Source organism: Stutzerimonas tianxiuensis (assembly GCF_053470365.1).
Map to the genome: position 1 here is coordinate 105,013 of NZ_JBPVWS010000009.1, position 14,094 is coordinate 119,106.

Below are 14,094 nucleotides of genomic sequence, written 5' to 3' on the forward strand. Positions count from 1 at the left end.
GTGGAGGCTCAGCGCTTGCTGGCGTAGTTCTTCAGTTCCAGCTTGGCGATGGTGTCCAGATGCACCTCGTCCGGGCCGTCGGCCAGCCGCAGGGTACGTTGGTGCGCCCAGGCTGCCGCCAGGAAGCTGTCCTGGCTGACACCCTTGGCGCCATGGACCTGAATCGCGCGGTCCAGCACCCGCAGCGCCATGCTCGGTGCGGCGGCCTTGATCATCGCGATCTCCTGACGTGCCACCTTGTTGCCAACGGTGTCCATCATGCGTGCCGCCTTCAGCGTCAGCAGGCGGGTCTGCTCGATCTCGATACGGGACCGGGCGATGTCCTTGCGGATCGAATCGAAGTCAGCCAGCGGCTTGCCAAACGCAACACGCGAATGCACCCGCTCGCACATGGCTTGCAAGGCCCGCTCAGCCACGCCGATGGTGCGCATGCAATGGTGAATGCGCCCTGGGCCGAGCCGCCCCTGGGCGATCTCGAAGCCGCGGCCCTCGCCGAGCAGCATGTTGCTGGCAGGCACGCGGACGTTGTTGTAATGGATCTCGGCATGGCCATGAGGCGCATGGTCGTAACCGAACACGTGGAGCGCGCGAACAATCTCGACGCCAGGCGTATCCAGCGGCACGAGGATCATCGACTGTTGCCGATGCCGCTCGGCCGAGGGATTGGTCTTGCCCATGACGATGGCGATCTTGCAGGTGGTAGTCATTGCGCCCGACGACCACCACTTCTGCCCGTTGATCACATACTCGTCGCCTTCGCGACGAATCTCGCAGGCGATATTGGTCGCGTCGGATGACGCAACCTCGGGCTCGGTCATGGAGAAGCAGGAGCGAATCTCGCCATTGAGCAACGGCTTGAGCCACTGTTCCTGCTGCTCTGGCGTGCCGTAGCGCGCCAGGACTTCCATGTTGCCGGTATCCGGCGCTGAGCAGTTGAACACCTCGGCGGCAACATGGGAGCGGCCCATGATTTCGCAGAGATGCGCATACTCGAAATTGGTCAGTCCGGCGCCGTGTTCGCTTTCCGGCAGGAACAGATTCCACAAACCTTGCGCTCGGGCCTTGAGCTTCAATTCCTCGAGGATCGGCGGTGGTGCCCAGCGGTTGCTGGCGGTGGCGACCTGCTCGTGAAAGACGTGTTCGTTCGGGTAGATATGTTCATCCATGAACGCCGTGAGTTGCTGCTGGAGTTCCAGCGCCTTGCCGGTCAGTTCATACATCGCCGTCTTCCTTCTTGTTGTTGGGCACGAGGAAATCCACAGGCACGCCTTGCGCCTGTTCGCTGCCAGAGCGTAGCCGGAAGGTCGCCTCGCCAATCGCCAGCAGGCGATCGTCCGCGTCGCGCACCTCACCCGAGCTATTGAAAATGCGTGTCCCACCGGCCCGTCGCCGACCAATGGCGCGTATCACACCGCCCGAGCATTGGCCGGTGAAGGTGGTGTTGAGCACTAGGGTGATGGCCTTGCGAACGCGTCCCGGATAAGGGCAATAGGTGCCAGCCTCCGCGAGCACCACATCCAGCAGCGCAGTCATCACGCCGCCATGAAGCACGCCGGCCATATTCAGATGACAGGCCTGCACATCGAGCTCGATCACGGCTTCGTCTTCGGTCCAGGACACCTGACGATAGCCAAGCACCTGATGAAAGCCAGGCAGGTCGCTGCCTCCACTGATGGGCAAATGATTGGTCCGGCTGTCATCGACCGGCGGCTCCGTTTCCTGCCCATTCATCGTGTCACTACCGCATAGCTGCCAGCAGCTGCAGAACCGGAGCCTGGACCTTGCGTCTGGGTGTCTCTTGCATCGAGGCGCATGACGAGTCCTCTCGATTGTTTTTGTGGGGGAGTCCTCTTCTTTTCGAAGCTGGCATGCAGAAAACGCTGAGTCAATTCGGAATCCAGTTCCATCAGGCAGAATTATGATGCCCCACAAACAGAACCGTCTAAGCTCAACCTTTACTGGACAGACCACGATCAATCAGTCGCTGCACACCGGACCTGTTATCGAGAAAGGCAGCGATAGCCTTCTGCTAGCGCTTGAAAAAGCTCCGCGCTATGTTAGCTTTCGAGCAGCTTTGCAAAAGTCAGTTCTGCTGTGCGAAACAAGCATGCGACGCACGTGATACAAAGATGGCCTCAGCCAGACAATTACAACAAGAGGACGCGTTATGAAATCCATGCTCAAAAAGCTACTCGTTCCCGCCGGTTTGTTAGCGATGGCGGTCTCCGCCATGGCTCCGCAGATGGCTGCCGCACAGGACGTCACCAAATGGCGCGTGCAATCGCATTGGCCGAGCGCCAGCAGCTCCTACCAAGACAGCCTTGTCAGACTCAAGAATGAAATCGAGCGGCGCACCGACGGGCGGCTGCAGTTGCAGTTGTTCGAATCCGGCGCGCTGTTCAAACCGCAAGAAACCTTCAATGCCGTCAGCCGCGGCATCGTCCAGATGGGCACCATCTCTCCCGGCTACGCGCAGGACAAGATGACCCTCGCCGGTATCGCTTCCGGCCTGCCCTTCGCCTTCCAGAATGTCTGGGAGGCTGCCTACTTCCATAAGCAGATGGGCTTCGAAGACATGCTCCGTGAAGAAGCCGCGCAACACGGCGTCTACTGGTCGACCGATAAGGTCTACCCAACCGAGATGGTGGTGAAGAAGCCAATCAACAGCTGGGAAGACTTCACCAAGCTGAAGATCCGCTCATCCGGTGCGCTGCAGAAGTTTCTCGACGAGGCTGGCGCCTCTACCACCTATCTGCCTGGTGGCGAGCTCTACCCAGCGCTCGATACTGGCGTGGTTGATGGTGCCCACTGGGGCGCGGTCCAGGGTGCCGCCAGCATGAGCTTCTACGAAGTGGCGAAGAATCATGTGCGACCCGCACTGAACATCGCCGGCACCGATGTGATCATCATCAGCCAGAAGGCGCTGGACAAGCTGTCCGAGCGCGACCAGGAGATCGTCAAACAGATCCTCGATGAGCAGTTCTGGTATCGCACCAACGAGTACCTGTATCAGGAACAGATCGCCTTGCAGAAGGCCATCAAGGAACAGGGCGTGAAGGTCAACGTACTGCCGGATGACGTCCAGGCGCGGCTTCGTGAAGTCGCGAAAAAGACCTGGGAAGAAGAAGGCAAGCGTAGCGACAAGTCGGCTGAAGCCTTGCAAAAGCTCAAGACCTTCCTCAGTGACCTCGGTTACCAGTAACCCCCTCGCCTGACCCACTCCCGACGCGGTCACGCGTCGGGAGTGCGATTCGCTCAATCCTTGCTTGTGGGGCCCGTCATGCGCCTGATCCATGCCTACATCAACGGCATCACCCGGCTCAACGAATTCATCGGCCGCTGGGTGGCCTACCTAATCTTTATTATCTTCGCGCTGCTGCTGCTCGAAGTGTTCATGCGCTACCTGTTCTCGAACCCGACCTCCTGGACCAACGAATTCGGGCAGATGCTGTTCGGCGCTTATGTGGTGCTATCCGGCGGCTACGTAATGGCGCACCACGACCACGTCAACGTCGACCTGCTCTACGCCTCGTTCAGCCCCCGCACACGCGCCTCGGTCGACATCTTCACCTCCAGCATGTTTTTCCTGTTTATGGCCGCGCTGCTGTATTTCGGCAGCTCCATGGCCTGGGAGTCGGTTCAAGGCATGGAAACCTCCTACTCCGCCTGGAATCCTCCGATCTGGCCGATCAAGGCGATGATTCCACTCGGCACCTTGCTGTTGTTGCTGCAGGGTATTGCCAAGCTGTTGCAGGACATCCTCATTGCGCTTGGCCGTGAATCGGTCATCGATACCCGCCACGCGGGGGATGCGCCATGAGCATCGAAATCACCACGTTGCTGTTCTTCCTGACGCTGGTCTTCTTTCTTGTACTCGGACTGCCGCTGGCCTTCGTGCTGGGCGGTGTCTCGGTGCTGTTTCTCTATTTCACCTGGGGCGTTGACGCCTTCTACATGGTCGCTTCGCAGATGTGGGGCACCATGGAAAGCTTCACCCTGGTGGCCATCCCGCTGTTCGTGTTCATGGCCATGCTGCTCGAACGAACCGGGGTGGCGCGCGACCTCTACCGCATGATGCACCTGTGGTGCGGCGGCATGCGTGGCGGGCTGGCGATCGGCACGCTGGGGATCTGTGCGGTGTTCGGCGCCATGGTCGGCATCAGCGGCGCGGCGGTCGTGGCGATGGGTACCATTGCCCTGCCGGCCATGCTCGAACGCGGCTATGACAAGCGCATGGTGCTCGGCTGCATCAACACCGGTGGCGGTTGGGGCATTCTGATTCCGCCGAGCATCATGATGATTCTCTACGCGATGATCAGCGGTCAGTCGGTCGGCAAGATGTTCGCCGCCGGCGTCCTGCCGGGCCTGTTGCTGGTTGGGCTGACGGTCACCTACGTGCTGGTGCGCTCGTTCCTGCAACCTCATCTGGCACCTGCACTACCCAAGGAAGAGCGAGGCAGTTGGGCCGAAAAGCTGCGTGCGGTGCGTGCCGTGCTGCTGCCCATCGGCATCGTGGTGATGGTGCTCGGATCCATCATCGGTGGTTTGACGACCCCGACCGAGGCGGCCGCCATGGGCGTGTTCGGTGCACTGATCTCCGCCGCCGTCTATCGCAAGCTGAACTGGCCTGTCCTGCAGGAAGCCGCTATCCGCACCTTCAAGCTGACCGGCATGATCGCCTGGATCCTGTTCGCGGCTCACGCGTTCAGCTCGGCTTACCAGGGCATGGGGGCGCAGTCGCTGATCGAGGGCCTGATGATGGACCTGCCCGGCGGCCGTTGGGCAATCATCATCGTCATGATGGCGATCGTCTTCGTCATGGGCATGTTGCTCGATCCCGTCGGCATCATGCTGATCACCCTGCCGGTGTTCCTGCCGATCGTCGCTTCACTCGGCTTCGATCCGATCTGGTTCGGCGTGCTGTTCGTGATCAACATGGAGATCGGTTACATGACGCCGCCGTTCGGGTTCAACCTCTTCTACCTGAAAGGCATCGTCCCGCCCGGCATCACCATGAAGGACATCTACTGGTCAGTGATTCCCTTCGTGATCGTCAACATCATCGGCATGGGCATCATCATGCTGTTCCCCGAGATCGCGACCTATCTGCCGAACACGCTGTTCTGATCAAGCGCGTGGGAACAAAAAAGCCGGAGCAGATGCTCCGGCTTTTTCATGCGTGTCTATCAGATGATGTTCGCGTAGTCCGCTTCGATGCGGTCCAGGCTCAGGTGGTTGAGGAAGTTGGAGAAGCACATCCAGGCAGACAGCGCATTCAGGTCCTGAAACTGCTGCGGCAGGTACTTCGGCGGCACCACCATGCCCTCCTCGACCAGTTGGCGCAGGGTGCGCATGTCTTCCAGCGTGGTCTTGCCGCAGAACAACAGCGGGATCTGTTCCAGCTTGCCCTTACGCACCGCCAGCTGGATGTAGTTGTAGATCATGATGAAACCCTTCAGGTAGGACAGGTCCTTGGTGAAGGGCAAGCCATCGGGAGACGAGCCGCGAAACACGCGACTGGCATTGCCGTAACTGTCGTCGTCGGAATAGCCCTGCTCGCGGAAAAAGCCGAAGACGTCGAGAAAATCCGCGCCCTCTTCCGCCATGTGGATGGCACGAGTACGGTTGGTGAGTTTGCGCAGGCGCGTCGGGTAAGAGGCGAAAGCGATGACTTCCATCAGGATCGCCAGGCCTTCCTGAGTCACGGTTGAGGACGGCGGGCCTTTGGCCAGGAAGGTGCAGATCGGCTGGTTCTGCCCGTTAAGCGTGGTGCCGACATGGACCAGACCCTCGTGGACTTCCAGCGCCCGTACGTCGCGTTCGTTGAACATCGCATCGCTGCGGATCTTGATGTAATCAGCGCCGGCGGCGGCATCGGCAAGAATGCCATCAGATTCGAATACGCGAATCACGCCTTCACCCTCGCCAAACACCAGATCCAGCCGGCGCTGCAACAAGTCCACTGCCTGCGGTGCGGTAAGCACTTTGGCTTCGTCCTTGAGGTCGCCGCGGTCAGCAATGTTGTTCAGATAGTCGGACAGCATCAGACCGAGGTCGGCGAGCGTCGGATCACCGGCATGAAAGGCGTCAGAAGCAGCGCCGTAAAGCTCCTGGGAAATCAGGCCGAAATCGGCGGTGCCGCGTGCTTCGAGCATGCGGATCACCATCCGGTATTCCTTGCACATGCGCCGCATGATCTGCCCGACCGGGTTGAATTGGCCCAGTTGACGGGTGATGTCGCGTTCGATGTTCTGGAACTCTTCCTTCTTGGCGCTGGAATTAAAGCCAAGCGGACGGCCTTCGTAGTAAGCGCGGTCGACCTGAGGCAGCTCACGGGCGCCAGCGGCAAAAAAACCTTGGCGAATGCTGTCGTCCCATTTCACCGCATCAAGCACACGCAGCGGGGTCTGCGCTTCGACGATACGTTCGGACAGACCGCGCACCGTAAGCTGGTATTCATCCAGGTTGTTACGGGTATTCATCCGTACCTCGTCAGTGATGAGCCATAGCCTTCAACTTATACACCAGCGGACCGTGGCATTCCGGGCCCGGTTCGCGAACTGCCTGCTGGGCGTATAGAAGTGTGTCGGCCGGCATCAGGCAATCTGTACCCAGCCGAAACCGCGAACTGGCTTACCCAAGCCTTGGCACATCAGCCTGGGCATGGCCACGGCAATATGCCCCGCCTACCCTCCGCTGCAGTCATATCGCAGCGTGGGGAGGACAGCCGCTCGACCAATGCGCCGGGCGGCTGGGCGCCTTGATCAGAGCTCGGGACGCATGTGCGGGAACAGGATCACGTCGCGGATCGATGGCGAGTTGGTCAGCAGCATGACCAGACGGTCGATGCCGATACCCTCACCGGCTGTCGGCGGCATGCCGTATTCCAGCGCGCGGACGAAGTCGGCATCGAAATGCATGGCTTCATCATCACCGGCATCCTTGTCACGAACCTGCGCGTGGAAGCGCTCGGCCTGATCCTCGGCATCGTTCAACTCGGAGTAGGCGTTGGCGATCTCGCGGCCGCCGATGAACAGCTCGAAGCGATCAGTGACGTTCGGATCGTCGTTGCTACGACGCGCCAGCGGCGAGACTTCGAACGGATAACGGGTGATGAACGTCGGCTGCTCAAGCTTGTGCTCGACCAGCTCCTCGAAAATCATCACCTGCAACTTGCCCAGCCCTTCAAAGCCGAGCACCTTGGCGCCGGCCTTCTTGGCGATGGCGCGGGCGGTGTCGACGTCTTGCAGGTCGGCAGCGCTGATCTCCGGGTTGAACTTGAGGATCGCGTCGAACACGGACAGACGTGCAAAGGGCTCGCCGAAGTGGAACAGCTTGTCGCCGTACGGCACGTCGGTGCTGCCCAGGACCAACTGCGCCAGCTCGCGAAACAGTTCTTCAGTCAGATCCATGTTGTCTTCGTAGTCAGCGTAGGCCTGGTAGAACTCGAGCATGGTGAACTCGGGGTTGTGCCGGGTCGAAACGCCTTCGTTACGGAAGTTGCGGTTGATCTCGAAGACGCGCTCGAAGCCACCGACCACCAGGCGCTTGAGGTACAGCTCAGGGGCGATGCGCAGGAACATCGGCAGGTCCAGCGCGTTGTGGTGGGTCTCGAACGGCTTGGCCGCGGCGCCACCGGGGATGGTCTGCAGCATCGGCGTTTCCACTTCGAGGAAGTCGCGCTCGTTGAGGAATTTGCGGATGTGGCCGATCACCTGCGAACGCACACGGAAGGTGTGGCGGGTTTCCTCGTTGACGATCAGGTCGACGTAGCGCTGGCGATAACGCTGCTCGGTGTCGGTCAGGCCGTGGTGCTTGTCCGGCAGCGGACGCAGCGACTTGGTCAGTAGCCGTACGTCGGTCATCTCGACATACAGGTCGCCCTTACCGGAACGCGCCAGCGTGCCCTCAGCGGCAATGATGTCGCCCAGATCCCAATGCTTGATGGCTTCCAGCGTCTCGGCTGGCAACGTCTTGCGGTTGACATAGACCTGGATACGCCCGGTCATGTCCTGCAACACCATGAAAGCGCCACGGTTAAGCATGATGCGTCCAGCCACCTTCACCGGGATCGCCGCTTCTGCCAGCTCTTCCTTGGTCTTGTCGACGTATTTCAGCTGCAGGTCGTTGCAGTAGCTGTCGCGACGGAAGTCATTGGGGAAAACGTCGCCCTTGGCGCGTTCAGCAGCCAGTTTTTCCTTGCGCTGAAGGATCAGGCTGTTTTCTTCCTCGTGGATGGCGTGCTGGTTCAGCGGTTGTTCGCTCATGGTTTAAAAATGCCTGGATCGAATGAATGAATCCCGGGGAGGGTGTGTTGGAAGGCGTTTCACTTCAGCCCACCGTGGCCTGCCCCTATTTTGGTGGGCTGAAGCCCACCCTACATCTGGACACTTGGAACTCAAGTTGGGTGAGCCGGGCGGCGTTCCGCTTCAGCCCACCCACGCTGGCCAAGGTCAGTCGCGTTAAAGCCCTTGCTTCAGACTGGCTTCGAGGTACTGGTCGATGTCGCCGTCCAGCACCTTCTGGCAGTCGCTACGTTCCACGCCGGTACGTAAATCCTTGATGCGCGAGTCGTCGAGCACATAGGAGCGAATCTGATGACCCCAACCGATATCGGACTTGGTGTCTTCCAGGGCCTGGGAGGCCGCGTTGCGCTTCTGCATTTCCTGCTCGTACAACCGGGCCCGCAGCATTTTCATGGCGGTGTCCTTGTTGGCGTGCTGGGAACGCTCGTTCTGGCAGGCCACCACCGTGTTGGTTGGTACGTGGGTAATACGTACCGCCGAGTCGGTGGTGTTGACGTGCTGACCACCGGCACCGGAAGAGCGGTAGGTGTCGATGCGCAGGTCGGCCGGATTGATGTCGATCTCGACCCTGTCGTCGATCTCGGGCGAGACGAACACTGCCGAGAACGAGGTGTGGCGGCGGGCGCCAGAGTCGAACGGACTCTTACGCACCAGGCGGTGCACACCAATCTCGGTGCGCAACCAGCCGAAGGCGTATTCGCCCTTGATGTGGACGGTAGCGCCCTTGATGCCGGCGACTTCACCTTCGGACAGTTCGACGATCTCGGCACTGAAACCGCGCTTGTCGGCCCAGCGCAGGTACATGCGCAGGAGAATGTTGGCCCAGTCCTGCGCCTCGGTGCCGCCGGAACCGGCCTGGATATCCAGGTAGCAGTTGTTCGGGTCCATTTCGCCGCTGAACATGCGGCGGAATTCCAGCCCCTCGAGGATGCCGCGCAGACGCTCCAGCTCGGCCGCAACGTCGTCTACGGCGCTCTGGTCGTCTTCTTCGACAGCCATGTCGAGCAGGTCGCGGGAGTCGGCCAGTCCACCTTCGAGATCGTCGATGGTTTCGACGATCTGCGCCAGGGTGGCGCGCTCGCGGCCCAGGTTCTGGGCGTACTCAGGTTTGTTCCAGACGTTCGGGTCTTCGAGTTCGCGGTTTACTTCAACCAGACGATCATGCTTCTGATCGTAGTCAAAGATACCCCCGAATTGACTGGGTGCGGTCGGACAGGTCCTTGATGCTGTTGAGGATCGGGTTGATTTCCATAGGTCGGCAGCTCTCAATCGGACGTTGCGAAAAGCCGGCGATTATAGCGCAGCTGACCGTGACTGACAGCCCACGCGGGACCGTCGGCGCGGCGAATGTCAAGCAGATTGACCAGGGCTCGTTGGAAAGGCGGCGTGCTCGCCGCCCCATTTGAGGTCAGGCGGAAACGCCGCGCACCTGGCTTTCCAGTTCAGCCTTCAACTGCGGATCGAGCTTCAGCTGGCGAGCGAGCTCGTCCAGGTAGGCGCGCTCCATGAACTGCTCCTCGTCGACCATCAAGACACTGGCGAGGTACATCTCCGAAGCCATTTCAGGTGTAGTGGCAGCCGCGGCCACATCTACTGGATCGAGCGGCTTGTTCAGCTCCGCCTCAAGCCAATGCTGCAATTCAGGATCGTCGGTGAGCTGGGCCAGCTCGGCCTCGATCATCTTGCGTTCCTGATCGTCGACATGACCGTCGGCTTTAGCCGCAGCGACCAGCGCCTTGAGGATGCCACGACTGTGCTCTTCAACCTGGTCTGGCGGAAGCCGGTCGACCGTCTTCGGCTCAGTGTGCGGTGCGCTCGCAGCTGCTGCGGTACCCTGTTGAGCCTGCTGCGCCTGCCAGTTGCCATAGGCTTTGTAGGCCAGCATGCCGAGTGCGGCCAGACCACCATAGGTGACAGCCTTGCCACCCATGCGACGTCCGCTTCGGCTGCCCAGCAACATGCCGAGCGCGCCGGTCGCCAGCGCACCCTTTCCACGCCCGCCAGCGCCTCCAAGCAGGCTACCCAGAGGCCCACCTGCGCCGGAGAGCATGTCGCCGAGCGAGCCGCCGCTAGTACTGTTGGTATTACCGGGGCGCGTAACCGAGCCCTGCTGCTTCTGCAGAAGATCCTGCCCGGATTTGAGCAGTTGATCGAGCAAACCGGAGGTTTTCATGAAAATACCTGCATACGAAGTGATGGATTAATCAAGTGAATCGGGAACCTGTCGGATCGGCGTATTGCGGTGGGCCGCACGCACATACTGGGCAGGCCAGGGCACCGAGCTGTCACGAAGATCTTCGGCGGCATGTAGCGGCCAGTACGGATCACGCAACAGCTCACGGGCCAGCAGGATCAGGTCGGCCTGGCCGGTGCGCAGAATGTGTTCGGCCTGGACAGCCTCGGTGATCATGCCGACGGTGCCGGTGGCGATACCCGCCTCGCGGCGGACCTGTTCGGCGAACTGGGTTTGGTAGCCCGGCCCAACCGGGATCTCCGCGTTGACCGCCGTGCCGCCCGACGAGACGTCGATCATGTCGACGCCCAGCGTCTTCAGCCGGCGCGCCAGTTCGACGGTTTCTTCCGAGTTCCATCCGTCCTGAACCCAGTCGGTTGCGGACAGGCGAACGAACAGCGGCAACTCTTCCGGCCATACCGCCCGTACCGCCTCGGTCACCTCCAAAAGCAGCCGGATGCGGTTTTCAAACGAGCCGCCATAGGCATCCTGGCGCTGGTTGGACAGCGGTGAAAGGAACTGATGCAGCAAGTAGCCGTGGGCGGCGTGTATTTCGGCAATCTTGAAGCCCGCCGCGAGTGACCGCTCGGCAGCGCGAATAAACGCCTGAATGACATCCTGAATTCCCGCCTCGTCGAGTGCGGTTGGAACCGCATGCTCCGGATCGAAGGCAATGGTCGACGGACCTACCGGCGTCCAGCCTCCGGCAGCGATGGGGACGCTGCCATGACGCCCAAGCCAAGGCTGCCAGGTGCTGGCCTTGCGGCCGGCATGAGCCAGCTGAATTCCTGCGACGGAGCCCTGAGCCTCGATGAAGCGTGTGATTCGCCGAAGCGGCTCGATATGTTCGTCAGACCATATCCCCAGATCCTCAGGCGAAATCCGTCCATTGGCCGAAATAGCGGTCGCCTCGATGATCACCAGCCCTGCCCCGCCCACTGCGCGGCTGCCCAGGTGCACCAGATGCCAATCGTTGGCCATACCGGCCTTGGCCGAGTACTGGCACATGGGCGATACGGCAATGCGATTGGGCAGGGTCAGCTGGCGCAAGGTGAGCGGCTGGAAGAGCTGGGTCATGGAAACCTCGACTGCAGGGGATGCGTTTTTGGACATCCTTCAGTACAGACTGTTTCGGTGACTTTGCTCGGCCTGGATGGTGTTTACCGAGAATTCGGTGACCGGGTGTTGCACACCGGGGTGGGCCAACATTGATCGACCGCCGACATGACCTTCTGCGTACAAGGAGCGTCCACGCAAATCGCAGATCACTATCCCAGCTCGGTCTTGTTCGGAAATATTGGAAGCTTGGGGGGATGGCAAACCACTCGCCATCCCCAGCATCTGCAGTTATGCCGCCTCTACCTCCACCGGTACGCCATTGAGTGCTGCGTTTCCCGACAAGGCATCGAGCTGGCGCTCGTCGGTGAGGTCGTTGGCACTGGCACCCGGCTGGCGATTGGCAATCTCCAGCTGCGCACCGGGACGACCATGGCCCCAGCCATGCGGCAGGCTGACCACACCGGGCATCATCTCGTCGCTGACAGCCACTTCAACTTCGATCATGCCGACCCGCGAGCGTACCCGCACGCGCTGACCGTCAAGCAGCCCCAGCCGGCTCAGATCAGCCGGATTCATCAGCAGCTGATGGCGCGGCTTGCCCTTCACCAGCCGGTGGTAGTTGTGCATCCACGAGTTATTGCTGCGCACATGGCGGCGGCCTATCAGTACCAGTTGATCCGACGGCGCCGCGATCGACGCAGCAAAACGCTGCAGATCACCGAGGAACAGCGGGGGCGCCGCCTGAACGCGCCGGCCTTCGGTTTTCAGTCGCCCGGCCAGATTCGGCTTCAGCGGACCAAGATCAAGCCCGTGCGGATAGTCGCGCAGCCGGGAAAGACTCAAGTCCAGTTCGCTTTTCTCGCCATAAGGACCGGCACGCAGGCCACGATCGATCATCTGTTCTGGCGCGACGGTGGGCTTGAGATCGCCGCCGGTGCGCGCCGCGAACGCCTGGGCCAGGCCGATGAAGATTTCCCAGTCATGCAGCGCACCCGCCGGCTTGCTGAGTACCGGCTCGTTGAAGCGGGTAACGTTGCGCACCGCGAACGTGTTGAAGGTGGTGTCGTAATGATCATGCTCCAACGGCGCCGTCGGCGGCAGGATCAGATCAGCGTAGCGGGTCGTTTCATTGATGTAGAAATCCACGCTGAGCATGAATTCCAGGCCGTCGAGCGCCTGCTCCAGCTTGCGCCCGTTGGGTGTGGAAAGCACCGGATTGCCGGCTACCGTCACCAGCGCGCGAATCTGCCCGTCCCCTTCGGTAAGCATCTCCTCGGCCAGCGCTGAAACCGGTAGCTCGCCGCCGTATTCCGGCAGTCCTGAAACCCGGCTCTGCCAGCGGTTGAAATGTCCGCCGGAGGTGTTTGCCACGAGATCCACCGCCGGCTCCGTGCACAGCGCGCCACCGACCCGATCCAGGTTGCCAGTGACCAGGTTGATCGACTGCACCAGCCACTGGCATAGCGTACCGAACGCCTGGGTCGAAACGCCCATCCGGCCGTAGCAGACCGCTTTGTCCGCCGCAGCGAAATCCCGCGCCAGTTGCCGAATCTGCACAGCCGGCACGCCGCAGCGCGGCCCCATTGCTTCCGCGGTGAAAGGCTTCACCGCCGCTCGGAGTTCATCCAGATCCGCCACGGGGAGATGGCTGGCACGTGTCAGGTCTTCGTCGAAAAGCGTATTGAGCAGGCCGAAAAGCAGCGCCGCGTCTTCGCCCGGGCGGACGAACAGATGCTGATCGGCAATGGCAGCGGTTTCGCTGCGACGCGGGTCGACCACCACCAGCTTGCCGCCGCGCGCCTGCAATGCCTTCAGCCGTTTTTCCACATCCGGGACGGTCATGATGCTGCCATTCGATGCCAGCGGATTACCCCCCAGTATCAGCATGAAATCGGTGTGATCGATGTCTGGAATCGGGATCAACAGACCGTGGCCGTACATCATCAGGCTGGTCAGGTGATGCGGCAGCTGATCGACCGAGGTGGCTGAAAAGCGATTGCGGGTTTTCAGCTGGCCCAGAAAATAGTTGCTGTGGGTCATCAGCCCGTAATTGTGCACGCTGGGGTTGCCCTGATAGACCGCCAGCGCATTATTGCCGTGACGCTCGCGAATCTCGGCGAACCGATCTGCCACCAACGCGAAAGCTTCGTCCCACTCAATCGCCTGCCACTCGTTGCCTACCCGGCGCATCGGGTGGCGCAGGCGATCCGGATCGTTCTGGATGTCTTGCAACGCGACGGCCTTGGGGCAGATGTGACCACGACTGAAACTGTCCTGAGGGTCGCCCTTGATCGATACGATCTGCTCATCACGGGTTTCGATGGTCAGGCCGCAAATGGCCTCGCACAGGTGACAGGCACGGTGGTGCTGGGTCGTTTCGCTCATCGCGGGCTCCAGAGATTGTTCTTGTAATCAGAGCACTCTAGGCCGGAGCCGGGCCTGCGCCAATCATGCACGCCCAGGCAAATAGCGCGCGATTCAGATGACCGATCTTGC

The 14,094-nt window shown here is 60.8% G+C and carries 11 protein-coding genes; 3 read left to right on the top strand and 8 right to left on the bottom strand.

The window, feature by feature from the left end; translation table 11 throughout:
* Positions 1-8 precede the first annotated feature (8 nt).
* Complete coding sequence (locus ACSSNI_RS13180; protein ID WP_200639055.1) at positions 9-1,220, bottom strand: acyl-CoA dehydrogenase family protein; 1,212 nt, start codon at positions 1,218-1,220, stop codon at positions 9-11.
* A complete protein-coding gene (locus tag ACSSNI_RS13185) occupies positions 1,213-1,731 on the bottom strand; it encodes a PaaI family thioesterase (protein ID WP_200639054.1) in 519 nt (172 codons plus the stop codon). Before ACSSNI_RS13185 ends, ACSSNI_RS13180 begins: the two co-directional genes overlap by 8 nt.
* Positions 1,732-2,167: 436 nt before the next feature.
* Here ACSSNI_RS13185 and dctP point away from each other — a divergent pair, with 436 nt between their 5' ends.
* The 3 genes from dctP to ACSSNI_RS13200 all read left to right on the top strand — a co-directional run bounded on the left by dctP (position 2,168) and on the right by ACSSNI_RS13200 (position 5,127).
* The gene (gene dctP, locus ACSSNI_RS13190; protein WP_102835953.1) at positions 2,168-3,202 is read left to right on the top strand and encodes a TRAP transporter substrate-binding protein DctP; all 1,035 of its coding nucleotides are present in this window, start codon (positions 2,168-2,170) and stop codon (positions 3,200-3,202) included.
* Between the two features lie 78 nt (positions 3,203-3,280).
* Complete coding sequence (locus ACSSNI_RS13195; protein WP_200639053.1) at positions 3,281-3,820, top strand: TRAP transporter small permease subunit; 540 nt, start codon at positions 3,281-3,283, stop codon at positions 3,818-3,820.
* Positions 3,817-5,127, top strand: coding sequence for a TRAP transporter large permease (locus ACSSNI_RS13200; protein WP_148926450.1), 1,311 nt, complete (start codon positions 3,817-3,819; stop codon positions 5,125-5,127). The genes ACSSNI_RS13195 and ACSSNI_RS13200 overlap by 4 nt, the downstream gene beginning before the upstream one ends.
* Before the next feature lie 59 nt (positions 5,128-5,186).
* On the opposite strand, the gene ACSSNI_RS13205 is transcribed toward ACSSNI_RS13200, so the two are convergent.
* The 6 genes from ACSSNI_RS13205 to ACSSNI_RS13230 form a co-directional block, all read right to left on the bottom strand.
* Positions 5,187-6,482 carry a flavohemoglobin expression-modulating QEGLA motif protein gene (locus tag ACSSNI_RS13205; protein ID WP_200639052.1) on the bottom strand — a complete coding sequence of 432 codons (1,296 nt, stop codon included), beginning with the start codon at positions 6,480-6,482 and terminating at the stop codon, positions 5,187-5,189.
* A 282-nt stretch (positions 6,483-6,764) separates the two neighbouring features.
* Positions 6,765-8,267: a lysine--tRNA ligase gene (gene lysS / locus ACSSNI_RS13210; protein ID WP_200639050.1), complete on the bottom strand. Its 1,503-nt coding sequence runs from the start codon at positions 8,265-8,267 to the stop codon at positions 6,765-6,767.
* Between the two features lie 195 nt (positions 8,268-8,462).
* Positions 8,463-9,558 (bottom strand): peptide chain release factor 2 gene (gene prfB / locus ACSSNI_RS13215; RefSeq protein ID WP_102835948.1). Its coding sequence is split into 2 segments (ribosomal slippage): positions 8,463-9,485 and positions 9,487-9,558, totalling 1,095 coding nucleotides; the frame shifts between segments, so codons are not numbered across the junction.
* A 156-nt stretch (positions 9,559-9,714) separates the two neighbouring features.
* Positions 9,715-10,479, bottom strand: coding sequence for a tellurite resistance TerB family protein (locus ACSSNI_RS13220; protein ID WP_148926454.1), 765 nt, complete (start codon positions 10,477-10,479; stop codon positions 9,715-9,717).
* A 27-nt stretch (positions 10,480-10,506) separates the two neighbouring features.
* Positions 10,507-11,616, bottom strand: coding sequence for an NADH:flavin oxidoreductase/NADH oxidase (locus ACSSNI_RS13225; RefSeq protein ID WP_200639048.1), 1,110 nt, complete (start codon positions 11,614-11,616; stop codon positions 10,507-10,509).
* Positions 11,617-11,886: 270 nt separating this feature from the next.
* Positions 11,887-13,983 carry a molybdopterin oxidoreductase family protein gene (locus ACSSNI_RS13230; RefSeq protein ID WP_200639046.1) on the bottom strand — a complete coding sequence of 699 codons (2,097 nt, stop codon included), beginning with the start codon at positions 13,981-13,983 and terminating at the stop codon, positions 11,887-11,889.
* Between the last annotated feature and the right edge of the window lie 111 nt (positions 13,984-14,094).